A 24,186-nucleotide genomic window follows, 5' to 3' on the forward strand; every position below is an offset into this window, starting at 1 on the left:
CGGTGAACATCACCCGAATCGCCGAATGATCACGACGCCCATTTCGGAATCCGGCGAAGGAATTCACGATTTCCGCAATTGATCCCGGGATAATGAGAGGTGTGATTCAGATCCTTGCGTTCCCCGCTGAACGGTGGCAGTCCACAGCGGAGCACCGGCCGCGCTAGTCGCGTTCGGACTTGCGGGCCGCCGCGTGCAGCCGGGCCTTGGCCGGATCGGTCGGGCGCGCCCGCGCCCGGGCCTGCCGGGCGGCGCCGTCCTCGGCCGGGGCGTGGCGGACGAACAGCGTCACGGTCACGCTGTCGTTGAAGCCGCACCGCCGCATGAGCTGGGCCGAAGCGGTGTTGGTCTGCTCGACGTCGGTGATCACCCGCGTCGCGCCCGCGGCGAACAGCGCCGCGCAGGACTCCTCCAGCAGCGTCCGCGCGAGCCCCTTGCCCTGGTGCTCGGGGTCGACGGCGAGCCACTCCACGTAGCCCCAGTCCGCCCGCTCGTCGTAGGACAGCGACCCGAGCACGAACCCGGCCACCTGCCCGCCGGCCTCGGCGACCCAGCACGCGTCCGGCTGGGCGTCCAGGTGGACGGCCGCGCTGGACAACGACCACGACGTGTAGGGCATCGCCGACACGTCGAACACCCGGTTGCCCAGCTCCAGCACCCCGGCCAGGTGCGGCAACCCCATCGGGACCAGTTCGACATCGCTCATGACGACCCCGATCCTCGCCCACCCACCAGCGCGACGCCACCTGCGGCCCCGGCCTGGTGCGACAACTGATCGTTGTCGATCCCGGCGCGGCGCTTGTTGGACGCCCGCGGCCGCCCCCGGTTCGAATGTCGCGGAAAGCCGTTCGAACACCGGGAGAGTTGGCATGGATCCCTTCGTCCACCTGCACGTGCACACCGAGTACTCGATGCTCGACGGTGCTGCGAAGGTGGGGGCGTTGTTCGCCGAAGCGCAGCGGCTCGGGATGCCCGCGGTGGGGATGACCGACCACGGGAACATGTTCGGCGCCGACGAGTTCTACCAGCAGGCCCGCAAGACCGGCATCAAGCCGGTCATCGGGATCGAGGCGTACCTGGCGCCCGGCAGCCGGTTCCACAAGAAGCCGGTGTTCTGGGGCGAGGCGAAGCAGCGCGGCACCGACGAGTCCGGTGCGGGCGGTGACGTCTCGGGTGCGGGCGCCTACACGCACATGACGATGCTGGCGCGCGACGCCACCGGGCTGCGGAACCTGTTCGCGCTGTCGAGCCGGGCGAGCTTCGAGGGGATGTACCGCAAGCCGCGGATGGACAAGGAGCTGATCGCGGAGTTCTCCGAGGGCATCATCGCCACCACGGGGTGCCCGTCGGGCGAGGTGCAGACGCGGCTGCGGCTGCGGCAGTTCGACGAGGCGCTGCGGGCGGCGGCGGAGTACCAGGAGATCTTCGGCCGGGAGCACTTCTTCCTGGAGCTGATGGACCACGGGCTGCCCATCGAGCGATCGGTGCGGCAGGGGCTGCTGGAGATCTCCGGGAAGCTGGGCATCCCGCCGCTGGCGACCAACGACAGCCACTACGTGACGGTGGACCAGGCGGATTCGCACGGCGCGCTGCTGTGCGTGCAGTCCGGCAAGACGCTCGGCGACGCGTCGCGGTTCAAGTTCGACGGCGACGGCTACTACCTGAAATCGGCCGGGGAGATGCGGGCGTACTGGGACTCCGAGGTCCCGGGAGCGGCGGACAACACGCTGCTGATCGCGGAGATGGTCGAGTCCTACGAGGACGTGTGGGGCTTCCAGGACCGGATGCCGCGCGTGACCGACGGCAGCGGCCGGTCCGAGCGCGAGCTGCTGGCCGCGGAGGTCGAGCAGTACCTGCCGTCGCGCTACCCGGACGGGCCGACCGAGCGGTGCCGCGAGCGGATCCAGGTCGAGCTGGACGTGCTGGCCGCCAAGGGCTACTGCGCGTACTTCCTGGTGGTCGGCGACCTGACGCGCTGGGCGAAGTCGCAGGGCATCCACGTGGGGCCGGGCCGCGGTTCGGCGGCGGGGTCGCTGCTGGCCTACATCCTGCACATCACGAACCTGGACCCGCTGGAGCACGGGCTGATCTTCGAGCGGTTCCTGAACCCGGAGCGCGACTCGCCGCCGGACATCGACCTCGACTTCGACGACCGGCGCCGCGACGAGGTGCTGCAGTACGCGATCGACAAGTACGGGCGGGACAAGGTCGCCCAGGTCATCACCTTCGGCAAGATCAAGACGAAGGCGGCGATCAAGGACGCCGCGCGGGTGCACCACGGCCAGCCGGGCTTCGCGATCGCCGACCGGATCTCCAAGGCGCTGCCGCCGCCGATCGCCGCCAAGGACATCCCGCTGTCGGGGATCGTGGACCCGCAGCACGAGCGCTACCCCGAGGCGGCGGAGGTGCGGGGCCTGATCGAGACCGATCCGTCGGTGTCGCAGATCTTCGACACCGCGCGCGGGCTGGAGGGCCTGATCCGCAACGCCGGTGTGCACGCCTGCGCGGTGATCCTGTCCTCGCAGCCGCTGCTGGGCACGGTGCCGCTGTGGGCGCGCGACGACGGGTCGATCATCACCGGCTGGGACTACCCGTCGTGCGAGGCCATCGGCCTGCTGAAGATGGACTTCCTGGGCCTGTCCAACCTCACCATCCTCGGCGACGCGATCCGCATGGTGAAGGACAACCACGGGGTCGACATCGACCTGTCCAGCCTGGCGCTCGACGACGCGAAGACCTACGAGCTGCTCGCCCGCGGCGAGAGCCTAGGGGTGTTCCAGTTCGAAGGCGGTGGCATGCGCGAACTGCTCAAGCGCATGCAGCCCACCGCGTTCCCGGACGTGGTGGCCGCGAACGCGCTGTACCGGCCGGGCCCGATGGAGGTCAACGCGCACCACGACTACGCCGACCGCAAGAACGGCCGCAAACCGATCGAGCCGATCCACCCCGAGCTCGGCGAGCCGCTCGCCGACATCCTCGCCGAGACCTACGGCCTGATCGTCTACCAGGAGCAGATCATGGCGATCGCGCAGGAGGTCGCCGGCTACAGCCTCGGGCGGGCCGACATCCTGCGCCGCGCGATGGGCAAGAAGAAGAAGTCCGTGCTGGACCAGGAGTTCGCGGGCTTCCGGGCCGGGATGCTCGCCCAGGGCTACTCCGACGACGCGATCAGCACGCTGTGGGCGACCATCCTGCCCTTCGCCGGATACGCCTACAACAAGTCGCACGCGGCGGGCTACGCCCTGGTGGCGTACTGGACGGCCTACCTGAAGGCGAACTACCCGGCCGAGTACATGGCGGGCCTGCTGACCTCCAACGGGGACAACAAGGACAAGATGGCCGTCTACCTGGCCGAGTGCCGGCGGATGGGCGTGAAGGTGCTCTCCCCGGACGTCAACGACTCCGCGGACACCTTCGCCGCGGTCGGCTCCGACATCCGCTTCGGCTTGAGCGCGATCCGCAACGTCGGATCCAACGTGGTGGCCTCGATCGTCGAGTCCCGGCAGGAGAAGGGCCGCTACGCCTCCTTCACCGACTTCCTGGACAAGTCCGAGATCCCGGCCTGCAACAAGCGCGTCGTCGAATCGCTGATCAAGGCCGGTGCGTTCGACTCGCTCGGGCACACCCGCAGGTCGCTGGCGCAGCACCACGAGAGCGCCGTCGACGCGGTCATCGGGCTCAAGCGGCAGCAGGCGATGGGCCAGTTCGACCTGTTCGGCGCCGACTCGGCCGGCGGCGCGGAATCCTCACCGCTGGCGCACCTGACGTTCACCGCCGAGGAGTGGCCGCGCGAGCAGCTGCTGTCCTGCGAGCGGGAGATGCTGGGCCTGTACGTCTCCGCGCACCCGCTCGACGGGGCCGAGCGGCTGCTGGCGCCCCACCAGGACACCGGCATCGCCGGCCTGCGGGAGCTCGGCGGCAAGGAGCAGATCAGGATCGCCGGGATGATCTCCGGCATCCAGCGCCGCATCAACAAGAACGGCCACCCGTGGGCCATCGTCACCGTCGAGGACCTCGACGCCGGTGTCGAGGTGCTGTTCTTCCCGAAGTCCTACGAGATGTTCGCCGACTGCCTGGTCGAGGACACCGCGATCGCCGTCAAGGGGCGCATCAACGAACGCGAGGGCACCATCAGCGTCTTCGCCTCCGACGCCGTGCCCGTCGACATCTCCGCCGCCGAGACCGATCCCGGCACCAACCCGCTGACGGTGGAGGTGGAGGCCCGCCACGTCGACCTGGACTACGTCCAGGAGCTCCGCGCGACGCTGCGCGCGCACCGGGGGAGCACCCCGCTGCGCGTCGTGATCAGGCACGGGCAGCGGCGAACCCGGCTGGCGGTGGACCGGTACCCGGTCGAGCCCAGCCCGGCCCTGTTCGGAGAGCTCAAAGCGCTGCGCGGAACGCGCGTCCTCGCCAGCGGTTCGTGAGGCTCGCCCCGTCGCCCCTTCCGGACGGATCCGGGGCAGGGCGCTCGTCGGCTGCCGCCGCGAGGTCGAGCGTGCGGACGTCCGCCGGTGGCAGCCACTGGCGTTGCGGGTCGAACGGCCGCAGGCGCGAGGTGACGTGGTCGATCAGCCGGGGCAGCACGGGGTGCCGGTTGCCCTGCTTCCACAGCAGGGAGTGCAGGTAGACGGGAGTCGGATCGACGATGGGGATCTGGACGATCTCCGGGTGCCACGGAACCCGCAGCAGTTCGCCGCCGAAGGTGAAGCGGTGCTCCGATGCGGCGAGGTAGTCCAGCATGTGGTCCAGGCCGAAGTTCGGGCCCGACGTGTCGATGGTGAGCCCGAATTCGCGGGCGAGGCAGTCGTAGAAGTCGGCCCATTCGCTGCCGGGTTCGTTGGTCGGCATCCAGGCGATCGAGTCCCGGAGGTGCGTCAGCCGCACCTGGCGCCGCTCGGCGAGGGGGTGCGAGCGGCCGACGAGGACGTGGAGGGGACCGAGAAAGGCGGGGAGGTGCTTGATGCCCGGATCGAGCGGGCCCATCACCCGAGCGACGGCGACGTCGATCGAACCGCTGATCAGCGCGGTCCGCCCGCTCCGGAGCCCGTTCGAGGTGATGATGTCGATGTCGACGTCGGCGTTGCTGTCGTGGAACCCCCTGACCAGTTCGGTCGCGGGGAGGCGGGTGTCGCTGACGTCCACCCGCAGCGGGCGGTCGCGGACCCGGATCGAGTCCACGGCCTGATCGGCCAGCGCCAGGAGGGCCCGGGCGTGGCGGAGGAACTCGGCACCGCTGTCGCTGGGCCTGGCCCCGGTCTGGGTGCGGTGCAGCAACGTCGTGCCCAGGGCGGCTTCCAGCTTCGCGATCCGCCTGGAGACGGCCTGCTGCGTGAGGTCCAGCTGGTCGGCTGCCGCACCGAAGTGCTGCTCGTCGGCCACGGCGACGAAGGCCCGCACCGCACCGAGGTCGAGTTCCATCCTGCCCCTCCCGTGACGACCGAGCACCGCTTCCGACCGGGCAACAGTACTCACGTGGCGGGCTGACGTCGGACGCCACCGTCTTGCGCTCGGGCGAGGAGCTCCACCTCGCCCCGGTGCTCGCGGACTGCTCCGTGCGGGTGACGGCGGCGCGAACCCGGCACGTCCGGCACGGCGCCGCCGGAGACTGGCGCCGCATCAGCAGTCCACCTGGGGAGGAAATCGCGATGGCTGATGGTTTTCCCGCTTGGTACCGGGCTTACGGCGACGGCGTCAACATCCGGACCCGTCCCGATCCCGGTGCCACCTCGGTCGGTCAGATGCAGACCGACGACCGGATCCTGGTCACCGCGCTGCCCGTCACGGGCGGCGCGTACGGCCCGCAGTGCGGCAGCCAGCCGGGCAGCCAGTGGTACCCGGTCGACCACTTCGGCCAGCGCCGCTACGTGATCACCGCCTGCCTGGAACGGGTCTGACCCGGTCGATCTCCTGTGGACGGTGATCCGCGCCGCGTGATCCGGATCGCAAGTTCTGCCCCGCCCGCGAGCGGGGGCTCCCGGGGCGGGGTAGAACGTGCCGGAGAAGCCGGTAGCAGGAGGAGGAAAACCGATGATCTTCATCACCGCGAAGTTCCGCGTCAAGCCCGAGGACGCCGACCGCTGGCCCGAGATCGCCCGCTCGTTCACCGAGGCCACCCGCGCCGAGCCCGGGTGCCTGTGGTTCGACTGGTCCCGCAGCTTGGCGGACCCGGCGGAGTACGTGCTCGTGGAGGCCTTCCGGGACGGCGAGGCCGGTGCCGCGCACGTCAGCTCGGCGCACTTCAAGACCGCGCAGCGGGAGCTGCCGCCGCACCTGGTGGAGACCCCGCGGGTCATCAACACGACGCTGGACCAGGACGACTGGTCGGAGCTGGGCGAGATGGCGGTGAACTGAGCCCGGACGCGCCTCTGCGGCCACCGCAGGGGCGCACCCGGTGCTTTCGCCCGGCGGAACGTCCACATGGGAATGCGCGAGGTGCGGCCTCGGTTCAGCGGGGCTGGAACGAGCTCGGTGCCGTTCCGGTCTGCTTGCGGAACATGGTGGAGAACGCCGCCGGGGTGTCGTAGGCGAGTTCCGCCGCGACCCCGGTGACCGTTCGACCGGCCGAGAGCAGGTGGATCGCGCGCAGGGCGCAGGCCCGCTGCCGCCACTGCTGGAAGCTCAGCCCCGTCCCGGCCAGGAACGCCCGGTTGAAGGTGCGGGTGCTCACGCCGAGCCGGGCGGCCCATTCGGCGGGCGATTCGCGGATGCTGGGCGCCGACTGGAACGCCTCGCAGAGCTGCCGGAGGTCGGCCCGCGCGGGCAGCGGGAGGTCGAAGGGCAGCGGCGCGAGGTTGCGGATCTCGTGCAGCACCAGCTCGACCAGCGCGCCGTCGCGGCCGTGCCGGTCGTACTCCGGCGGGACGTCGACCGCGGCGAGCAGCAGCTCGCGCAGCAGCGGCGAGACGTCCACGACCCGGCAGCGCGCCGGGAACCACGGCACCGCCGCGGGCTCCAGGTAGAGGCTGCGGGTGGTGACGCCGTCCATCAGCACCTGGTGGTCGGTTCCGGGCGGGATCAGCACCGCGCGCCGCGGCGGCACCGTCCAGCTCCCGTCCGCCGTCTCGACCTGCATGATCCCGATCGCGCCGTAGAGCAGCTGCGCGCGGCGGTGCCGGTGGTAGGCCAGCAGGTGCCCGGGCGGGTAGTCGGTGCCGATCGCCAGCACCGCGCGGTCGATCCCGTCCACCTCGTCCAACGGCACGTTGCGCACCGGGTCACCCTAACCGACCGGTGGCGTGAACTCGAACGTTCGTGGCGTGGCATCGATTGTGCGACAGCGGTGGCCGGTCCTAGCGTGGCCGGGTGCTCGTCTCCTTCCTCGTGCTGCTCGGTTTCGGCTGCCTGACCGGCGTGACCACGGTCCTGTTCGGCTTCGGCGGCGGTTTCATCATCGTGCCGGTGGTGTTCGCGGTCGTCGCCGCCGCCACGGGCGCCGACGCGATGCACACCGCGGTGGCGACCTCGACCGCCGTGATGATCGTCAACGCCTCCACGGCCACCCTCGCGCAGGCCAGGTCCGGACGCCTGCGCAAGGAACACCTCCACCCGCTGGTCGAGTTCATCGCGCTCGGCGCGGTGCTGGGCGCGGTCGCCGCCATCTGGGCCCCGGACGCCGTCCTGCACCTGCTGTTCATCGGCTACCTCGCGATCACGATCGCCGACAGCGTCCTCCGCAGGGGATTCCTCGACAACACCCGGCAGCGCGCTCGGGGCGAGCCGCTGGGCAAGGCCGCTTCGACGGCGGGCGGGGTCGGCATCGGCGCGGTCGCCAGCTTCCTCGGCGTCGGCGGCAGCGTCCTGACCGTGCCGCTGCTCCGGCGCCGCGGGCTGCCGATGGCCGATGCCGCCGCGATGGCCAACCCGCTCAGCATCCCGGTCGCGGTCGCCGGCACCGCGGTGTACGCCACGGCGACACCGGTGACCGCCTACCCGGGGCAGCTCGGCCACGTCAACGTCGTCGTCGCGGCGGCCCTGCTCTGCGGTTCGCTGCCGACCATCGCGGTGGTCAAGCGGCTGGTCGGCAAGATCCCCGACCGGGTGCACGCGATCGCCTACCTGGTGCTGCTGCTGATCGTGCTGATCGCGATGGTCGTGACCGCCTTCGCCTAGCGGCGGCCGAAAGCCCTTGCCCGGCTTGTGGTTCACACGAGGATCACCCGGCGCCCGCGGGTGTGGCCGGCCCGGCTGTCGACGTGCGCGGCCGCGGCTTCGGCGAGGGTGTAGGACTTCTCGACCGGGATGTGCAGCCTGCCCCGCGAGATGAGGTCGACCGCTTCGGCGAGCGCGTCGGGCACGCTCCCGGCCGTGTCGGAGAACCGGACGCCGAGCTTCGGCGCCTCCAGATCGGCGGTGGAGACCACCTTCCGCGGATCCCCGGTCAGCCCCACGAGCTCGCCGATCACGCCGGAACCGGCCAGGTCCAGCGCCGCGTCGACCCGGCCGAACTGCCGGACGCGCTCCACCCAGCCCTCGCCGTAGGTCGTGGCGAGGGCGCCCAAGCCCCGCAGGTAGTCCTGGTTCGCGGCCCCGGCCGTGCCGATCACCTTGATGCCGCGCTCGCGGGCGATCTGCAGCACCGCCGATCCGACGCCGCCGGACGCACCGCTGACCAGCAGCGTCTGCCCGGGCCGCACGCCGACCTCGCGGATGATGCGCAGCGCGGTCTCCACCACGGAGGGATATCCGGCGGCTTCCTCGAAGCTCAGCCCGTCGGGCATGCGGGCGAAGGCCGACAGCACGGCGAACTCGGCGTAGGTGTCCGGGCCTTCGCCGAACACGCGGTCGCCGACCTCGATGCCTTCGACGCCGTCACCGATCTCGTCCACCACACCGGCGGCGTCGATCCCGACTCCGGCGGGCAGCTCGATCGGATGGGCCTTGAGGATCTGGCCTTCGCGGATCCGCCAGTCGACCGGGTTCACCCCCGCAGCCCGCACGGCGATGCGCACCTGCCCCGGGCCCGCGTGGGGTTCCTCGACGTCCACCAGCTGCAGGACTTCCGGACCGCCGAACTCGGCGAAGCTCACTCTCTTCATGCCACCAACCGTAGCACTAACGGTTAGTGTTTTGAATCTGTTGTGGTTTTGCAGCTGATAGGCTCAACGCATGAGACCCGTTGTGTCGAGTCCTGCTCAACCGCACCGCAGAGGACCGTGATGCAACCCAGCCACCAGAAACCGCAGAACGCGAGATCGATCCGGACGCAACCACCGCTGAAAATCGCGGAGAGGCGGGACAGCGAGGCGGGACAGCCACCCGGACGCCGCGAGCGCAAGAAGGCCGCGACCCGCCAGAAGATCGCCGACACCGCCCGGCGGCTCTTCCTGGAACGCGGGTACGACGCGGTGGGCATCCGGGACGTCGCCGCCGAGGCCGACGTGGCCGTGACCACGCTCTTCTCCCACTTCGCCTCGAAAGAGGCCCTGGTGTTCGAGCAGGACGAGAACTTCGAGCACCGCCTCGCTCGCGCGGTCGCCGACCGCGCGTCGGACGAACCGCTCATCGCCGCGCTGCGCCGCGAGATGCAGGCCATGGTGCGGCACTGCGCGGCGGAGGACGCCGCACCGATCTGGCGCATGATCGACGGATCACCGGACCTGCGGCGCTACGAGGAGTCGATGCGGCTGCGCCACGCGGAATCGCTGGCCGCGGCCATCGCCGCCGATCTCGGCCTGCCGCGGACCACGACGGTGTGCCGGGCGATCGCGAGGTTCGTGGTCGACGCCCACCCGCTGGCCCGCGAGGCCGCCGATCCCGACACCGCGCTGGACGAGATCTTCGCGATGATCGAGGCGGCCTGGGCGGCCACCGGCCAGGCTGCCGGGTAGGGCGTTGGACGCGCGTCAGCTCGGGTACTTCCTGGCGGTCGTCGATCACGGCGGGGTGAACCGGGCAGCGGTGGCCCTGCACCTCGCGCAGCCCTCGCTGTCGCAGGCCGTCCGGTCGCTGGAACGCGACCTGGGCCAGGAGCTGTTCCACCGCATCGGCCGCCGCCTGGTGCTCACCGACGCCGGTCGCGCGCTGATCGGCCCCGCCCGGCAGGTGGTGCGGGGACTGGAGACCGCGCGGGCCAGCGTCGAATCGGTCGCCGGGCTGGCCTCCGGGCGGGTGGACGTGGCCGCGATGCCGTCGCAGGCGGTCGAACCGCTGAGCGGGATCATCCGGACCTTCGCCGAACGGCACCCCGGGCTGTCGGTGGCCGTCAAGGCGGCCTTCACCGCGGGCGGCGTGCTGGAGCTGGTCCGCAGCGGGGTGGCGGAGCTGGGATTGCTCGCCAGCACCGAACCGCTCGCGGAGGCAGGGCTTTCGGTGACCCCGCTGGGCAGGCAGCGCTTCGTGGTGGTGGCAGGCGCCGGCGGGCCGTTCGCGGAGCTGAGCGCGGTGCGGTGGGCGGACCTGGCCGGGCAGCGGGTGATCGCCGGCCAACCGGGCACCGGCATGCGGCGGCTCGTCGACGAGATCCGCGCGTCCGGCGTCGACCTGCGGCAGGTCGTGGAGACCGAGCACCGGGAGGCGATCCTGCCCCTGGTGCTGGCCGGAGTGGGCGTGGCGGTGCTCGCCGAGTCGTGGGCACCGCTGGCCCGCCGGGCCGGAGCCGTGGTGCTCGACCTGATCCCGGAGGCCCACCTGCACGTCGCGGTGGTCAGCCGCACCGATGCGCTCACCCCGGCGGCCGCGGCGTTCCTGCGCTGCTTATAAGCGCAACCTATGAGGCGGGCTCGGATTCCGTCTTGGACGCGGCACCGCGACCGGTGGTGGTATTCCGGCCATGGTTGCTCACCGCATCGCGCTCATCCCCGGCGACGGCATCGGACCGGAGGTGACGCCGGCCGCCGTCGAGGTGCTCGAGGTGGTCGGCCGGCGCCACGGCATCACCTTCGACCACGAGGAGTTCGACTGGTCCTGCGCGCGGTACCGCGAACTCGGGGCGATGATGCCCGAGGACGGCCTGGACCGGCTCCGCCACCACGACGCCGTCCTCCTCGGCGCCGTCGGCCATCCCGCGGTGCCCGACCACATCTCGTTGTGGGGACTGCTGATCCCGATCCGCCGGAGCTTCCGGCAGTACGTCAACCTCCGCCCGGTCAAGGTCTTCGAAGGCCTGGAGAGCCCGGTGCGGCGGGCGGTCGCCGGCGAGGTCGACCTGGTCGTCGTGCGGGAGAACGTGGAGGGCGAGTACAGCGAGATCGGCGGCCGGTTCAACCGGGGCTTCCCCGAGGAGATGGTCGTGCAGGAAGCGGTGTTCACCCGCGCCGGGATCGGCCGCGTGACCGACTTCGCGTTCGCCCTGGCCCGGCAGCGCCGCGGCGAGCTCACCTCGGCCACGAAGTCCAACGGCATCGTGCACACCCTGCCGTTCTGGGACGAGGTCGTCGCCGAGCGCGCCGAGTCCTACCCGGACGTCTCCTGGCGAGCCGAGCACATCGACGCGCTGTGCGCCAAGGTGGTGCTCGATCCGGCCCGCTTCGACGTGATCGTCGGCTCCAACCTCTTCGGCGACATCCTCAGCGACCTGACCGCCGCCGTGGCGGGCGGCATCGGGATCGCGCCGTCGGCCAACATCAACCCGGAGCGCGAGTTCCCGTCGATGTTCGAGCCGGTGCACGGCTCCGCACCGGACATCGCGGGCCGGGGGATCGCCAACCCGCTGGGCGCGATCTGGAGCGCCGCGATGCTGCTCGACCACCTCGGACACGCCGAGGCGGCGGCCGAGGTCGAGCAGGCCATCGCCGCGGTGCTGGCGAACACCGCGGTCCGCACGCCGGACCTCGGCGGCACGGCCACCACCCGGGAATTCACCAGCGCCGTGCTGGAATTCCTCGGCAGCTGATCACGACCGGGAGGAGAAGCGGATGGGCGTCCCGCTGCCCAGCACGTTCGCGCAGCAGACCGTCGACGCCGACGGAGTGCGCATCAACTGCGCGGTCGGCGGCTCCGGGCCGCCGCTGCTGCTCCTGCACGGATATCCGCAGACCCACTTGATCTGGCACCACGTCGCGCCGCTGCTGGCCACCGGCCACACGGTGGTGCTGACGGACCTCCGCGGCTACGGCGACAGCGACAAACCCGCACCGGGACCGGACGACGCCGAGTACTCCAAGCGCGCGATGGCGCGGGATCAGCTGCTGGTCATGCGGGCGCTGGGTTTCGAGCGCTTCGGCGTGGCCGGGCACGACCGCGGCGGCCGGGTCGGCCACCGGCTGGCGCTGGACGCACCTGAGGCGGTCTCGGCGCTCGCCGTGCTCGACATCGTCCCGACGCGCCACGCCTTCGAGCGGGCGGACAAGGACTTCGGGCTCGGCTACTACCACTGGTTCTTCCTCGCCGCGGGCGGCGGCATCCCGGAACGGCTGATCGGCGGCGACCCGGAGTTCTGGATCAGGGCGCGGATGTCGGCGCGCCACCACGGCGGAACGCCCTTCGACCCGGCCGCGATGGCCGAGTACGTGCGCTGCTTCTCCGATCCCGCCGCGATCGCGGCCTCCTGTTCGGACTACCGCGCGGCGGCCACCGTCGATTTGGAGCACGACGCGGCCGACGCGGACCGGGCCATCGCCTGCCCGGTGCTGGCGCTGTGGGGCGCGCACAGCTTCGTCGGCCGCCACTACGACGTGCTCGCGATCTGGCGGGACCACGCGGAAGACGTGCGCGGCCGAGCACTTCCGTGCGACCACTACGTCCCGGAAGAACAACCCGAGCGGACCGCCGCCGCCCTGCGTGCCTTCTTCGCGGGGTGACGGTCAGGCCGGTGGCAGGCCCAGCGCGCGCTCGATGGCCGCGGTGGTGGCCGCGGCGTGGCCGGGCAGTTGCCGGGAGAGCCAGCCGGCCGCCGAGTCGCGGAAACCGGTCAGGTCGCGCTCGACACCGGAGAGGAGGCGCCGGAGCTCATCCGCGGGCAGCTCGATCACCGGGCCGTCGTCCTGGCTGACGTCGCGGAAGATCCGGACGGTGTCGCCCTGCCGCTCGGCCCTGGCATCGGGATCGTGCCCGAACCCGGCGCTACCGCCGCCGTCGAGGACGTCGTACCAGTCGCGCCACTCCTCCAGACCGCTGCAGCACCCCGGCAGGACCGTGACTCCCGACGCGCTGTCGACGACCTCGAGTCCACCGGCGGCGAAGACGGTGTCGAAGGTGAGCAGGCCGTGCAGGAACGCGCCGATCGGGTCGGCGGGCCGGGGCGGGCGCCCGTCGGGCTCCGGGTCGAGGTCGTTGCAGCTGGCCACGCACATCAGCGCCGTGCCGATCTCGGCGGGCGTGAGTTCGCCGTTGATCGCGAAGAATCCGAACGGTTCGGCCTCGGCGGCGGGCCAGAGGGCGAAGCCGTCCGCTGGGCCGGCCTCCAGCACGGGCTGCATCGTGATCACCCGGTGAGTGTCGTGCGCGGCGATCCGCGGGGCAACCGAATTGACCGGCTCAGTCCCCGGCGCGGCCGAGCCTGCGGGCCAGTTCCCGGCAGCGGTCCCGGAACTCCTCGGGTTCCTCGACGGCGAAGTCCGCGTCGAGGAAGGCGAGGTTGAGCACCAGCCACTCGAAGGAATCGACCCAGGTGGTGATCCGGCAGCGCTGCGGGCCCAGCGGTTCGACGGCGCAGTCGGAGAACTTCAGCGCATCGGCGACCCGGGGCGCGGGCGCGTGGATGGTCACCACGGCCCGGTGCTTGGGCTCGGAGAGCTTGCCGCGCAGGTACTCGGCGGCCGATTCGGCGGGCAGCGGGCGCGGCTCGAACCGGGTGCCGGGGACGGCGATGCCGCTGATCCGGTCGAGCCGGAAGGTGCGCCAGTCCGCCCGGTCCCGGTCCCAGGCCAGCAGGTACCAGCGCAGGTGCAGGTGCACCTGGCGGTAGGGCTCGGCGCGGCGCTGGGAGGTGGTGCCGTCGCGGGTGGTGTAGCCGAACGTGACGTGCTCGTGCCGGGCCGCGGCGGCGGCCAGCGTGGCCAGCGCCTCGGCGTTGACCGGCGGAGCGGTCTGCGCGGCGGCTTCGAAGGTGGCGCGCACGGCGCCCGCCCGGGCCCGCAGCCGCTTGGGCAGGAACTGGTCGATCTTGCCGAACGCGCGGTCGGCCGCCGAACCGATGCCGCCGGTGTCCGGTGGCGCGCTGCCGGCCAGCACGCCGAGACCGACCACGGTCGCGACCGCCTCCTCGTCGTCGAACACCATCGGCGGCAGCGCCTGCCCGGCCGCCAGCCGGTAGAAACCGCCCGGGCCGGGCTGGGTGGTCACCGGGTAGCCGTAGTCGCGCAGCCGCTCCACGTCGCGCCGCACCGTGCGCGGGCTGGTCTCCAGCCGCGCCGCCAGCTCCGGGCCGCTGAAGCGGCGGCCGGTCTGCAGGTGGGCGAGCAGTTCGAGCAGGCGCCGGGTGACATCGCTCATGACCCCATCATCCGCGAATCGCGGTCAGGATCCGGCCACATCTGTTCGTAGCGTCGCGCCCATGAGCTCAACGATCCGCATCCGGGGCGCGCGCACGCACAACCTGAAGGCCGTCGACCTCGACCTGCCGCGCGGCGAGCTGGTGGTGTTCGCCGGGGTGTCCGGTGCGGGCAAGTCCTCGCTGGTGTTCGACACGATCGCCGCCGAAGCCGGGTACCAGGTCAACGAGAACTACCCGCCGTTCGTGCGCAACCGGCTGCCGCGCTGGAGCCGCCCCGAAGCCGAGCTGCTGGAAGGCCTGTCGCCGGTGGTGCTGATCGACCAGAAGCGCCTGGGCGGCAACGCGCGCTCGACGGTCGGCACCATCACCGACGCGTTCACCTACCTGCGGCTGCTGTTCTCCCGGGTGGGCGAACCGCACGTCGGCGAGTCCAACCACTTCTCCTTCAACGACCCGGCCGGGATGTGCCCGTCGTGCGCGGGCCTCGGGGAGATGCTGACCACCGCCACCGAACAGGTCCTGGACCTGGACCGCACGCTGGAGCAGGGCGCGATCCTGCTGCCCGGCTTCGGCAACGGCCAGTACTGGTACCGGCAGTACGCCGAGATCGGCGCCTTCGACCCGGCCCGGCCGTTGCGCGACTGGCCTGCCGCGGACCGGGAAGCCCTGCTCCACCGCGAAGCGGCGCAACGGCTGTCGCGGGACGTGCCGAAGGACTACGAAGGCGTCATCGACCGCTTCGAGCGCATCTACCTGCACACCGCCGACAACGTGTCCGAGCGCAAGCAGGCGGTGCTGCGCCGGTTCACCCGCTCGGCGAGCTGCCCCGACTGCGGTGGTGAACGGCTGCGCGAAGCCGCCCGCACCGCGCGCGTGCTCGGCCGCACCATCGGCGAGATGAGCCGGATGGAGATCGGTGAGCTGGCCGGGCTCATCGGCCAGGTGCGGGATCCGCGGGTGGCGCCGGTGGTGGCGGCGCTGTCGGACAAGCTCGGCGCGCTGACCGGCATCGGCCTGGGCTACCTGTCGCTGGCGCGGCCGACGACCACGCTCTCCGGCGGCGAGTCGCAGCGCATCAAGACGGTCCGGCACCTGGGCAGCAGCCTGGTGGAGATGCTGTACGTGTTCGACGAACCGACCGCCGGTCTGCACCAGCACGACGTGCAGTCCATGATCGCGCTGCTGAAGTCGTTGCGGGACAAGGGGAACACGCTGCTCGTGGTGGAGCACGACCCGGCCGTGATGCGCGCCGCCGACCGGATCGTCGAACTCGGCCCCGCCGCGGGCGGCGCGGGCGGGCGGATCGTGTTCGAGGGCACCTTCGACGAGCTGGCGACCGCGGACACGCCCACCGGGCGCGGCCTGCGAACGCGGTTCCGGGAGCGAGAACCGCGCACCTACAAGGGGAAGCTGCGCATCGACAACGCCCGCCGCAACAACCTGCGCGACCTCACCGTCGACATCCCGACCGGTGTGCTGACGGTGCTGACCGGCGTCGCAGGTTCCGGGAAGTCCAGCCTGGCGGCGGAATTCGTCGCGCAGCACCAGGCCACCGTCGTCGACCAGCGCCCGGTGAGCACCAACCGCCGCTCCTCGCCGCTGACCTACTGCGGGATCGCCCCGGCGATCCGGAAGCTGTTCGCCCGCCGCAGCGGCGCCGGCCCGAAGCTGTTCAGCGCCAACTCCGAAGGCGCCTGCCCGGCGTGCCGGGGCGCCGGGGCGATCTACACCGACCTGGCGTTCATGGAGGGCCAGGAGACGGTCTGCGAGGCCTGCTCCGGCCGCCGCTTCACCGCGGAAGTCCTCGCGCACACCGTCGACGGGCTGTCCATCGCCGACGTCGACGACCTGACCGTCGAGGAGGCCGTGCACCGCCTGCCCGAACCGGCGGTCGCCCGCGCCCTGCGCCAGCTGGTGGACGTGGGCCTGGGCTACCTGCGCCTCGGCCAGCCCCTGACCGACCTGTCCGGCGGTGAGTGCCAGCGCCTGAAGATCGCCAAGGAGCTCTCCGCGGCCGAGCACCCCACCAGCTACGTCCTCGACGAGCCGACCACCGGACTGCACCTGGCCGACACCGGAGTCCTGCTCCAGGTCCTGGACAGGCTGGTCGAGCGCGGCAACACGGTGCTGGTGATCGAGCACGACCTGGAGGTGATCCGCAGCGCGGACTGGGTGATCGACCTCGGCCCGGGCCCAGGCCGCCGCGGCGGCCGCGTCGTGTGCTCGGGAACCCCGCGGCAGCTCCTGGCCTGCGCCGAGTCGGAAACCGCACGCGCGCTGCGCGAGACCGCCTGACCGGATCAGTCCGGCTGCGCGGCGTGGAGTTCGGCGAAGGGCAGCAGCGAAGCGGCGGTGCGCGGCGGGTCTTCGAGGATGGGGGAGTGCCCGAGGCCCGGCAGCAGCTCGACGACGGCACCCGGCACGGCGCGGTAGTCGGCGGCCGAGGAGGACCGCCAGCGCTGGTCGTCCTCGCCGAAGAGCACCAGCAGGGGCTTGCCGAGCGGGGCCAGGCGGTCCGGGAGCGACCGCTGCTGCAGGTAGTCGTTGCCGCCCCGCATCGTCGCGGTGAAGGTGTGGAAGGTCATGGCGCGCACGTCGGCGACGAGCTGCTGCGGGATCTCGAAGCCCGCGCGGCTGAACGCGGGCTTCATGAACTGGCGGATCCGCGCATCGGTCAGCTCCGCCCACTGCGCGGGCTCGATGGCGAAACCCGTTGCGCTGAAGGCGTTCAGGCCGGGTCCGGTGTTGATCAGCACGAGCGCGGCCACGAGGTCGCGGCGGAGCTCGGTGAGCGCGGTGGCCACCAGGCCGCCGCTGGAATGGCCGACGACGACGGCACGCGCGACACCGAGCCGGTCCAGCACGGCGCCGACCCGGCGTGCCTGCTCGGAAGTGTCGTAGCTGCGGTCGTCCGGCTTGCCGGACCGGCCGTGCCCGAGCAGGTCGATCCGGATGACGCGGTGGGATCCGGTCAGCAGCGGAACGAGCGCGTCCCACGAGCGGCCGGAGGCGCCGGACCCGTGGATGAGCAGGAGCACCGGGGCGTCCGGCCTTCCGTCGTCCACGACGTGGATGTCGCCGTCGTCGAGCTGGATGCGGTTGACGTGCTCGGGCATCGTGCTGCCTCCTGTCGGTTGGTCCGCCGCTGCTGCTCCGCGCCGGGCAGGAACCTAGTGGTACGAGGTGGTCCGGTCCACGGTCGGCTCCCGCTCCGCCGGGCGAATGGTGGCCGGGTCGCTCCGGCCCGGCGCCGGGTCAGCGGCTGACGGCGGCGCCTGCCTCGGCCCAGTTCTCGCGCAGTCTGTCCAGGTAGGACTGGGCTTGCGAGCCCGGGGGAGTGCCCTTGGCGAAGGCCCGCATGTTGCCGGGGCCCGCGTTGTAGCCGAGCGCCAGGAGTTCGTCGGTGGTGTGCGCGCCCGACCGCTGCCCGGGGAGCGTCGCGGCGAGGTCGTGCAGGTACCACGCGGCCGCCCGGATGGCGAGGTCCGGATCGTCGGGGAGCTCCAGCCAGTCGCGATCGGCGAAACCGCGCTCGGCCTTGACCTCGTCGAAGGTGGCGCGGTGCATGTTGGCCACGCCCAGCGCGGCGTCCGGGTCGAGCCGCAGCCAGGCGCGTTCGGCTGCCGGGTCGTGCGGCTTGTAGGACTCGTTGAGGAGGATCGCCATCACCAGCTGCGGGTTCACACCGGCTTCCCGCGCGCGGGCGGTCACCTGCGCGGCGAACCGCGCCGGGTCCTGGTCCTGTCCGGCGGAGTCCGCGGACGTGGTGGTGGGCGGCGCGGCGGATTCGGCATCGCGCACCGGCGCGCACCCGGTCACCGCGACCACGAGAGCGCCCGCGGCAACCCACCACCACCAGTTCTCGCCCCTGCTCAGTCGCATGCGCACATTTGACCAGGCCAGGGTGCGCGTCCACCAACCAGCCGTGCACGACATCGGCGCCCGCTCCTCCTGACCCTTCCTATACCCGTGGGGGGTAGGGTATAAAGATCGGGCGGCCGGTGGTCGGCCGATCAGTCGTGGAGGAGGAGAACCGATGTCCCCGGACCGCTACCTGGACCGCGAAGGCGCGCGAATCGCCTACCAGCTCACCGGGACCGGAGCTCCGGTCGGCTACGCGCACGGCGTGCTGCTCAGCCGGGATGCCATCCGGCGCTTCGAGCTCTTCGACTTCGACGCCCTGGCCACCGGCCGCAAGCTGCTCACCTACGACCAGCGCGGGCACGGCCGGTCCACGGGGCGACCGGTGGCCGGGGACTACCGCTTCGAGCACGTCGCGGAGGACCTCCTCGCACTGCTCGACGCCGCTTCGATCGACCAGCCCGCCGACTTCGCCGGTTCCTCCCTCGGCAGCGCTGCCGTCCTGCACGCGGCGGTCGCGGCACCGCAGCGCTTCCGGCGGCTCGCACTGCTGATCCCGCCGGTCTCCTGGGAGAGCGGCCCCGCCCAGGCCAAGCAGTGGTACTTCGACACCGCCGACGACCTCGACCGGCTCGGCGCGGCCGAATGGCGGCGTCGGTGGGCCGCTGCCGAACCGCTGCCGATCTTCGCCGACTACCCGAAGTTCGACCTCACGCCCGACGTGCCGGACGAGCTGATCCCGGCCGCCCTGCGCGGGGTCGGCTCCTCCGAGCTGCCCGCACCCGATGCGATCGCCGCCCTGGACCACCCGGCGCTGATCCTCACCTGGGACACCGACCCGCTCCACCCGGTCTCCACCGCCGAACGGCTGCACGAGCTGCTGCCCAACTCCACCCTCCACGTGTCGAAGACCGCGGCCGACGTCAAGAGCTGGACGAATCGCGTGACCGAGTTCTTCTCCAGGTGAGGCCACCCGGCGTCAGGCCGCTGTCAGGACCTCCACCGCGTAGGGGACCGCGGCGAGCAGGACGCCGACCAGCAGCACGGCGGTGTCCGTCCGAGTCCAGGGCGCTGGTTCGGCCCAGGTGCGGCGGCGGGCATTGGCGAAGCCGCGGGCGTCCATCGCGATGGAGGCGCTGGTGGCCTCGCGCATGGTGGTGACCAGCAGCCCGAAGGTCACCGAGGCGGCGTGACGGCCGCGGGAGACCGGGCCGCGCCCGGGACCGAACCCGCGCGATCGGCGCGCCCGCGAGAGGTGCTGCCAGGTCTGCCCGAGCTGCTCGAACCGCTGCAGCGCCGCGGCGAAGGACACGACGAACCGGTGCGGCAGGCGGAGCCGCTGCCCGAGCTGATCGGCCAGCGCCATCGGCTCGATCAGCGGCGCGACGGCCACCCCGGGCAGCGCCAGCACGGCGATGCGCAGTCCCGCGGTGGCCGCGACGTCGAGGTGCCCGCCGCCGAGCAGCCACGTCGAGTAGGCGACCGAGACACCGCCGAGCACGACGGTGGCGAACCGCAGCGGATGACCGGAGCGGGCGGGCAGCATCAGCGCCAGGGCGAGCACGTAGGCGCCTGCGGTGATCACCGCGGTGAGCAGCGAACGCACCCCCAGCGAGGCGACGAGCGCCAGCAGCCCCACCGCGACCAGCACCAGCGGGTTCACCCTGGCCAGCACGCCGTTCACCGCACCCGTCCCCGGTGCAGCCGCGTCTCGCGGTCGGCGAGGTCGATCAGGGCCTGGTCGTGGGTGGAAGCGCCCGCGGTGGCGCCTGCGCGCGCGGCCGCCCGCACCCACCCGGCGATGGCCGCCCACGTGCGGCGGTCCTGCCCGACGGTCGGTTCGTCGAGCATCAACGCCCCGGGCCGGTGCGCGAGCGCGGCGGCCAGCGCCACCCGGCGCTGCTCACCACCGGAGAGCCGGTAGGGGTTGGCCTCGGCCAGCGAGCCGAGCCCGAGCACGTCCAGGACCTCCTCGACCGCGACGCCGGTGCCCAGTTTGTGCCCGGTGCGGGTGATCTCCTGCCGCACGCTGGTGGTGAGGAAGCCGTGCTCCGGGTTCTGCGGTACCCAGCCGACCGTCCGCGCCAGCTCGGCGGAGCGCATCCGGTGCAGCGGGACCGGCGTGCCGCCGATGCCGCCGCGATCGGGCCGGACCAGGCCGGCCAGCGCGGCGAGCAGGGTGGACTTGCCCGCCCCCGATGCACCGGTGAACACCGAGACCTGCCCCGGCAGCACCTCGGTCGACACCTCGTCGAGCGCCACGACCGGGGCAGTCCCGCGCATCCGGCGGGCCACCAGGTCCACCCCCAGGTCGCGGACGTCGAACCGCGGGCCGGGGGAGTCCGGTGCCACGAGCGCCGGGGGCACGTCGACCGGCTCGGGCGGCGGCAGGCCGGGCATCCACACCCCGGCCCGGCCGAGCTCCTCGGTGAGCTGCGCACGGCAGGTGCCCGGGTCGACGTCGTGCGCGATCCGGCCACCGGAGTCGAGGACGACCACGCGGTGGACGAGATCCAGCCACGGCCCGATCCGGTGGTCGACGACGACCAGCGAGGCACCGGTGCTCGCCACGACATCGGCCACGGCGGTGCGCACCCGGTCGGCGTTGTCCGCATCGAGCATCGAGGTCGGTTCGTCCAGCAGCAGCACCGACGGCCGCAGCGCCAGCACCCCGGCCAGGGCGAGCCGCTGCAGCTCACCGCCGGACAGCGCCGACGTCGGCCGGTCGACCGGGTGGGGCAGCCCGACCAGTTCCAGCGCCTCGGCGACCCGCCGCCAGATCTCCTCCCGCGCGAGCCCGCTGTTCTCCGGGCCGAAGGCCACGTCGCGGCCGATCCGGTCGGCCACCACCGCCGCCCCGGGGTTCTGCAGCACCAGGCCGATCTGGCCGTCGACCCGGACCTCGCCGCTCATCTCGCCCGGCAGCGCGCCGCCGAGCACCCCGGCCAGCGCGTGGATGACCGTCGACTTGCCCGCCCCGCTCGGCCCGGCCAGCAGGATCCGCTCGCCCGGCCGGACGTCCAGGTCCAGCCCGTCGATCGCAGGCGCGCGCCGCCCCAGCGGCTGCCAGCCGAAACCCCGGAGCTCCGCGCGGAGGTCCGTCGAGGTGGTCACACCGCGGTCCGCTCGTGGTGCTCCCGCCCGGCCCCGAACGCGTCCAGCGCCCCGGTGGCGGCCAGCCCGCGGACCAGCGCCCAGCTGCCGAACCCGGCGATGACCACGCCGGAGACCACGAAGAACCCGAGGTGGGCCAGCTGGTAGGGCAGCGCCCAGTCGGTGTAGTAGACCTGCCACTCGTAGAACGACTCGAACGCGGCGGCAACCGCGGCCGCCAGCGCGGCGACCAGCGGGCCGAACCGCTTCCACAGGAACACGGCCAGCACCAGCTCGACCCCGAAGCCCTGGATGGTCCCGGACACCACGGTCGACAGGCCCCAGCTGTTGCCCAGCAGCGCCTCCACCGAGGCGGCGACCACCTCGGTCAGCAGCGCGGCGCCCGGCTTGCGGACGACCAGCCCGCCGATCACGCCACCGAGCAGCCAAGCACCGCCGAACAGCCCGGAGCTCGGCGGGAACGCGAACGCGGACAGGGTGCTCAGCACCTGGTAGAGCTGCGCCCAGCCCCAGAACGCCACACCGATCGCCACGCCCAGCATGGCCACGGTGACGAAATCGATCGTCCGGTACCGGAAAGCGGCATCGCGCGCCACAAGAACTCCCTTCGCCGGTGCTAACCGGAGCAGGTTCGGAGGGTCTGCGGCTCAACCCGCACTCTCAGCGCCCTTCACCACGGCGCTCCCCTGTCAACGGCCACACACCCTACCTCCCACCCGGCGGGGTTCGACACCGGATGGGGGACGCCGGGTGCGGGAGAGCGGTCCGCAGTGGAGCGAACACGGCGAGTGGCGATCAGCGCGAGGCGCGGACGCGCGCCACCGGATTCCGCGCGGATTTCACGGCGCGCACGACGATTCCACCGGCGGTTCGCCGGGCGAACCGCCGGTGGAGTGCAATCGCGTTGCCGGTAGGTCGTTTTCGGGAATCCGCCGGGGCGGCGATCAGATCAGGTGGGTGTCGCCGGCCTGGACGACCTTCACCGGGCCGTCGTAGGCCTCGGCGGCTTCGCGGGCCAGGGCTTGCTGGTCGGTCCAGGGGGAGTAGTGCGTGAGCAGGAGGCGGCCGACTCCGGCGGCGCTGGCCGCCTCACCGGCTTGCTTGCCCGACAGGTGCATGCCGCTGGGCTGGTCCGGCGAGTCCAGCCAGGACGCTTCGGAGAGCAGGACGTCGGCTCCCGCCGCCAGCTTGCCGATGCCGTCGCAGGGGCCGGTGTCACCGGTGAAGGCGAACACGCGGCCGTCGGCTTCGATGCGCAGGCCCCACGTCGGGCACAGGTGGTCCATCGGCACCGCCCGGACCTCGAACGCGCCGATGGTGACCGGGTCGACCGGTGGTGGCCGGAAGTCGAAGATGTCGGACAGATCGGGGTCGCCGAGCTGTTCGGAGCTGGGTGCGTAGAGCGCGGCCAGCCTGCTCGGTGCTTCCGGAGGCGCGTACACCGGGAGGCGCTGCTGCTTCGGGTCGTACGGCTGGTTCGGGCGGAACCGGCGGTAGACGTCCAGCGGCGCGAAGTCCGCGCAGTGGTCCGGGTGCAGGTGCGTCAGGAACAGCGCGTCGACGTCGTAGGGGTCGACCCAGCGCTGCAGCGGGCCCAGCGTCCCGTTGCCGAGGTCGATCACGAGCCTGCTGTCACCGGATCGCAGGATGTAGCCGGACGACGGCGAATCCGGTGACGGTGCGCTTCCCGAGCAGCCGAGAACGATGAGTTCCACGCCGATCATCTCCAGCAGCGAGTCGGTGCGGCGGCGGTTCCGCCGGGTCGGAAAGTACCGGCGGCCGGTGCCGGTCACCCGCCGGAACCCTCGAACGGTCGAAGCCCGACGCGTGCGCGATCCGCCATTGGTGAATCCACAGTGGATGGTGATCGGGATTCGGTGTGCTGGAAGGCGTTTCGGTAGGTGTTCGGAGTGGTGCCGACCACGCGTTTGAAGCGGTCGCGGAACGCGGTGGGCGAGCCGAAGCCGACCTGGGCGCTGATCCGCTCGACCGGGTGGTCGGTGGTCTCCAGCAGGTGCTGTGCGAGGCGGATGCGGGTGCGGTGCAGCCACTGCAGGGGCGTGGTGCCGGTCTGCTCGCGGAAGCGGCGGTTGAGAGTCCGGGTGCTCATGCCCGCGCGGGCCGCGATGTCCTCCAGCGCGAGGTCGTGCGCCGCGTTGTCCTCCAGCCAGTTCAGCAGGGGCTCCAGGGTTGAGCCGCGCGGGGCCGCGGGCAGGTCCTGGACGACGAACTGGGCCTGGCCGCCCTCCCGCTCCAGCGGCATCACCGACAGGCGCGCCGCGTCGGCCGCGACCGCGGAACCGTGGTCGCGGCGGATCACGTGCAGGCACAGGTCCAGCCCCGCCGCCGCGCCCGCGGAGGTGAGGAACTGCCCGTTGTCGACGTAGAGCACGTCCGGATCCACGTCGATCCCGGGATGCCGCTCGGCCAGGAGCGGGGCCGCGCGCCAGTGGGTCGTCGCGCGCAGCCCGTCGAGCAGCCCGGTGGCGGCGAGGATGAACGCGCCGGAGCAGATCGAGGCGATGCGGGTGCCGCGCTCGGCGGCTCCCCGGAGCGCGTCCAGGACGGTGCCCGGGATCTCGGTGGTGGGATCCGCGCAGCCGGGCAGCACGATCGTGTCGGCCGTCTCCAGCGCGTCCAGTCCCCACGGTGCTTGCAGGGTGAACAGCCCCGCGCTGACGGTCGGGGCGGGAGCGCAGATCCGGAGCCGGTAGGCGGCGCGCCCGTCGGGCAGCCGGGTGCGGGCGAACACCTCGAGCGGCGTGGCCAGGTCGAACGGGATGACGTCGTCCAGCGCCAGGACGGCCACGGTGTGCATGGCGCGAATCTAGCCGCTC

The 24,186-nt window shown here is 72.2% G+C and carries 23 protein-coding genes and 1 riboswitch; of the genes, 10 read left to right on the top strand and 13 right to left on the bottom strand.

Annotation, left to right across the window (positions count from 1 at the left end):
• Window positions 1–163: 163 nt before the first annotated feature.
• Window positions 164–706 carry a GNAT family N-acetyltransferase gene (locus OU416_RS02380; RefSeq protein WP_270925109.1) on the bottom strand — a complete coding sequence of 181 codons (543 nt, stop codon included), beginning with the start codon at window positions 704–706 and terminating at the stop codon, window positions 164–166.
• Window positions 707–869: 163 nt separating this feature from the next.
• Between OU416_RS02380 and dnaE the strand changes: the two genes are divergently transcribed.
• Window positions 870–4,427 carry a DNA polymerase III subunit alpha gene (gene dnaE, locus OU416_RS02385; protein WP_270925110.1) on the top strand — a complete coding sequence of 1,186 codons (3,558 nt, stop codon included), beginning with the start codon at window positions 870–872 and terminating at the stop codon, window positions 4,425–4,427.
• Here dnaE and OU416_RS02390 read toward each other — a convergent pair.
• Window positions 4,384–5,421 carry a LysR family transcriptional regulator gene (locus OU416_RS02390; RefSeq protein ID WP_270925111.1) on the bottom strand — a complete coding sequence of 346 codons (1,038 nt, stop codon included), beginning with the start codon at window positions 5,419–5,421 and terminating at the stop codon, window positions 4,384–4,386. The two genes, dnaE and OU416_RS02390, sit on opposite strands and share 44 nt — an antisense overlap.
• A gap of 227 nt (window positions 5,422–5,648) precedes the next feature.
• Here OU416_RS02390 and OU416_RS02395 point away from each other — a divergent pair, with 227 nt between their 5' ends.
• Window positions 5,649–5,897 (top strand): SH3 domain-containing protein, encoded by a 249-nt coding sequence (locus OU416_RS02395; protein WP_270925112.1) that lies wholly within the window; start codon window positions 5,649–5,651, stop codon window positions 5,895–5,897.
• Between the two features lie 133 nt (window positions 5,898–6,030).
• Window positions 6,031–6,354 carry a putative quinol monooxygenase gene (locus OU416_RS02400; RefSeq protein WP_270925113.1) on the top strand — a complete coding sequence of 108 codons (324 nt, stop codon included), beginning with the start codon at window positions 6,031–6,033 and terminating at the stop codon, window positions 6,352–6,354.
• Between the two features lie 94 nt (window positions 6,355–6,448).
• Here OU416_RS02400 and OU416_RS02405 read toward each other — a convergent pair whose 3' ends face one another.
• Complete coding sequence (locus OU416_RS02405) at window positions 6,449–7,213, bottom strand: AraC family transcriptional regulator (RefSeq protein WP_270925114.1); 765 nt, start codon at window positions 7,211–7,213, stop codon at window positions 6,449–6,451.
• A 92-nt stretch (window positions 7,214–7,305) separates the two neighbouring features.
• Here OU416_RS02405 and OU416_RS02410 point away from each other — a divergent pair, with 92 nt between their 5' ends.
• Window positions 7,306–8,112, top strand: a complete 807-nt coding sequence (locus OU416_RS02410; RefSeq protein ID WP_270925115.1) for a sulfite exporter TauE/SafE family protein — start codon at window positions 7,306–7,308, stop codon at window positions 8,110–8,112.
• A 32-nt stretch (window positions 8,113–8,144) separates the two neighbouring features.
• Here OU416_RS02410 and OU416_RS02415 read toward each other — a convergent pair whose 3' ends face one another.
• Complete coding sequence (locus OU416_RS02415) at window positions 8,145–9,038, bottom strand: NADP-dependent oxidoreductase (protein WP_270925116.1); 894 nt, start codon at window positions 9,036–9,038, stop codon at window positions 8,145–8,147.
• 120 nt (window positions 9,039–9,158) lie between these two features.
• Here OU416_RS02415 and OU416_RS02420 point away from each other — a divergent pair, with 120 nt between their 5' ends.
• From OU416_RS02420 to OU416_RS02435, 4 genes are all read left to right on the top strand, one after another.
• Window positions 9,159–9,830, top strand: a complete 672-nt coding sequence (locus OU416_RS02420; protein ID WP_270925117.1) for a TetR/AcrR family transcriptional regulator — start codon at window positions 9,159–9,161, stop codon at window positions 9,828–9,830.
• Between the two features lie 4 nt (window positions 9,831–9,834).
• Window positions 9,835–10,701 carry a LysR family transcriptional regulator gene (locus OU416_RS02425; RefSeq protein WP_270925118.1) on the top strand — a complete coding sequence of 289 codons (867 nt, stop codon included), beginning with the start codon at window positions 9,835–9,837 and terminating at the stop codon, window positions 10,699–10,701.
• A gap of 70 nt (window positions 10,702–10,771) precedes the next feature.
• Window positions 10,772–11,833, top strand: a complete 1,062-nt coding sequence (locus tag OU416_RS02430) for a tartrate dehydrogenase (protein ID WP_270925119.1) — start codon at window positions 10,772–10,774, stop codon at window positions 11,831–11,833.
• A 22-nt stretch (window positions 11,834–11,855) separates the two neighbouring features.
• The gene (locus OU416_RS02435) at window positions 11,856–12,740 is read left to right on the top strand and encodes an alpha/beta fold hydrolase (RefSeq protein WP_270925120.1); all 885 of its coding nucleotides are present in this window, start codon (window positions 11,856–11,858) and stop codon (window positions 12,738–12,740) included.
• Window positions 12,741–12,743: 3 nt separating this feature from the next.
• Here OU416_RS02435 and OU416_RS02440 read toward each other — a convergent pair whose 3' ends face one another.
• Both OU416_RS02440 and OU416_RS02445 read right to left on the bottom strand, forming a co-directional pair.
• Complete coding sequence (locus OU416_RS02440) at window positions 12,744–13,358, bottom strand: hypothetical protein (protein ID WP_270925405.1); 615 nt, start codon at window positions 13,356–13,358, stop codon at window positions 12,744–12,746.
• A gap of 58 nt (window positions 13,359–13,416) precedes the next feature.
• Window positions 13,417–14,373: a helix-turn-helix transcriptional regulator gene (locus OU416_RS02445; protein ID WP_270925121.1), complete on the bottom strand. Its 957-nt coding sequence runs from the start codon at window positions 14,371–14,373 to the stop codon at window positions 13,417–13,419.
• 61 nt (window positions 14,374–14,434) lie between these two features.
• On the opposite strand from OU416_RS02445, the gene OU416_RS02450 reads away from it, so the two are divergent.
• The gene (locus OU416_RS02450; RefSeq protein WP_270925122.1) at window positions 14,435–16,669 is read left to right on the top strand and encodes an excinuclease ABC subunit UvrA; all 2,235 of its coding nucleotides are present in this window, start codon (window positions 14,435–14,437) and stop codon (window positions 16,667–16,669) included.
• Window positions 16,670–16,674: 5 nt separating this feature from the next.
• On the opposite strand, the gene OU416_RS02455 is transcribed toward OU416_RS02450, so the two are convergent.
• Both OU416_RS02455 and OU416_RS02460 read right to left on the bottom strand, forming a co-directional pair.
• The gene (locus OU416_RS02455; RefSeq protein WP_270925123.1) at window positions 16,675–17,490 is read right to left on the bottom strand and encodes an alpha/beta fold hydrolase; all 816 of its coding nucleotides are present in this window, start codon (window positions 17,488–17,490) and stop codon (window positions 16,675–16,677) included.
• A gap of 139 nt (window positions 17,491–17,629) precedes the next feature.
• Window positions 17,630–18,256 carry a transglycosylase SLT domain-containing protein gene (locus OU416_RS02460; protein WP_270925124.1) on the bottom strand — a complete coding sequence of 209 codons (627 nt, stop codon included), beginning with the start codon at window positions 18,254–18,256 and terminating at the stop codon, window positions 17,630–17,632.
• A gap of 154 nt (window positions 18,257–18,410) precedes the next feature.
• Between OU416_RS02460 and OU416_RS02465 the strand changes: the two genes are divergently transcribed.
• Complete coding sequence (locus tag OU416_RS02465) at window positions 18,411–19,202, top strand: alpha/beta fold hydrolase (protein ID WP_270925125.1); 792 nt, start codon at window positions 18,411–18,413, stop codon at window positions 19,200–19,202.
• 12 nt (window positions 19,203–19,214) lie between these two features.
• Here OU416_RS02465 and OU416_RS02470 read toward each other — a convergent pair whose 3' ends face one another.
• The 5 genes from OU416_RS02470 to OU416_RS02490 form a co-directional block, all read right to left on the bottom strand.
• The gene (locus tag OU416_RS02470; protein WP_270925126.1) at window positions 19,215–19,919 is read right to left on the bottom strand and encodes an energy-coupling factor transporter transmembrane component T; all 705 of its coding nucleotides are present in this window, start codon (window positions 19,917–19,919) and stop codon (window positions 19,215–19,217) included.
• On the bottom strand, window positions 19,916–21,349 hold the full coding sequence (locus OU416_RS02475) for an ABC transporter ATP-binding protein (RefSeq protein WP_270925127.1): 1,434 nt from the start codon (window positions 21,347–21,349) through the stop codon (window positions 19,916–19,918). The genes OU416_RS02470 and OU416_RS02475 overlap by 4 nt, the downstream gene beginning before the upstream one ends.
• Complete coding sequence (locus OU416_RS02480) at window positions 21,346–21,945, bottom strand: ECF transporter S component (RefSeq protein WP_270925128.1); 600 nt, start codon at window positions 21,943–21,945, stop codon at window positions 21,346–21,348. Before OU416_RS02480 ends, OU416_RS02475 begins: the two co-directional genes overlap by 4 nt.
• A riboswitch (TPP riboswitch) is annotated at window positions 21,935–22,047 on the bottom strand. Its footprint overlaps the gene before it by 11 nt.
• Window positions 22,048–22,293: 246 nt before the next feature.
• A complete protein-coding gene (locus OU416_RS02485) occupies window positions 22,294–23,064 on the bottom strand; it encodes an MBL fold metallo-hydrolase (protein ID WP_270925406.1) in 771 nt (256 codons plus the stop codon).
• Between the two features lie 74 nt (window positions 23,065–23,138).
• Window positions 23,139–24,167 carry a GlxA family transcriptional regulator gene (locus tag OU416_RS02490; RefSeq protein WP_270925129.1) on the bottom strand — a complete coding sequence of 343 codons (1,029 nt, stop codon included), beginning with the start codon at window positions 24,165–24,167 and terminating at the stop codon, window positions 23,139–23,141.
• Between the last annotated feature and the right edge of the window lie 19 nt (window positions 24,168–24,186).

The sequence above is a fragment of the Saccharopolyspora indica genome (genome assembly GCF_027853965.1).
Classification (GTDB): Bacteria; Actinomycetota; Actinomycetes; order Mycobacteriales; family Pseudonocardiaceae; genus Saccharopolyspora; species Saccharopolyspora indica.

Excerpts from the sequence above, each read along its gene's own strand:
- OU416_RS02380 (WP_270925109.1), bottom strand. The coding sequence starts at position 706 with ATGAGCGATGTCGAACTGGTCCCGATGGGGTTGCCGCACCTGGCCGGG.
- dnaE (WP_270925110.1), top strand. The coding sequence starts at position 870 with ATGGATCCCTTCGTCCACCTGCACGTGCACACCGAGTACTCGATGCTC.
- OU416_RS02390 (WP_270925111.1), bottom strand. The coding sequence starts at position 5,421 with ATGGAACTCGACCTCGGTGCGGTGCGGGCCTTCGTCGCCGTGGCCGAC.
- OU416_RS02395 (WP_270925112.1), top strand. The coding sequence starts at position 5,649 with ATGGCTGATGGTTTTCCCGCTTGGTACCGGGCTTACGGCGACGGCGTC.
- OU416_RS02400 (WP_270925113.1), top strand. The coding sequence starts at position 6,031 with ATGATCTTCATCACCGCGAAGTTCCGCGTCAAGCCCGAGGACGCCGAC.
- OU416_RS02415 (WP_270925116.1), bottom strand. The coding sequence starts at position 9,038 with ATGAAGAGAGTGAGCTTCGCCGAGTTCGGCGGTCCGGAAGTCCTGCAG.
- OU416_RS02420 (WP_270925117.1), top strand. The coding sequence starts at position 9,159 with ATGCAACCCAGCCACCAGAAACCGCAGAACGCGAGATCGATCCGGACG.
- OU416_RS02430 (WP_270925119.1), top strand. The coding sequence starts at position 10,772 with ATGGTTGCTCACCGCATCGCGCTCATCCCCGGCGACGGCATCGGACCG.
- OU416_RS02435 (WP_270925120.1), top strand. The coding sequence starts at position 11,856 with ATGGGCGTCCCGCTGCCCAGCACGTTCGCGCAGCAGACCGTCGACGCC.
- OU416_RS02440 (WP_270925405.1), bottom strand. The coding sequence starts at position 13,358 with ATGCAGCCCGTGCTGGAGGCCGGCCCAGCGGACGGCTTCGCCCTCTGG.
- OU416_RS02445 (WP_270925121.1), bottom strand. The coding sequence starts at position 14,373 with ATGAGCGATGTCACCCGGCGCCTGCTCGAACTGCTCGCCCACCTGCAG.
- OU416_RS02450 (WP_270925122.1), top strand. The coding sequence starts at position 14,435 with ATGAGCTCAACGATCCGCATCCGGGGCGCGCGCACGCACAACCTGAAG.
- OU416_RS02455 (WP_270925123.1), bottom strand. The coding sequence starts at position 17,490 with ATGCCCGAGCACGTCAACCGCATCCAGCTCGACGACGGCGACATCCAC.
- OU416_RS02460 (WP_270925124.1), bottom strand. The coding sequence starts at position 18,256 with ATGCGACTGAGCAGGGGCGAGAACTGGTGGTGGTGGGTTGCCGCGGGC.
- OU416_RS02465 (WP_270925125.1), top strand. The coding sequence starts at position 18,411 with ATGTCCCCGGACCGCTACCTGGACCGCGAAGGCGCGCGAATCGCCTAC.
- OU416_RS02490 (WP_270925129.1), bottom strand. The coding sequence starts at position 24,167 with ATGCACACCGTGGCCGTCCTGGCGCTGGACGACGTCATCCCGTTCGAC.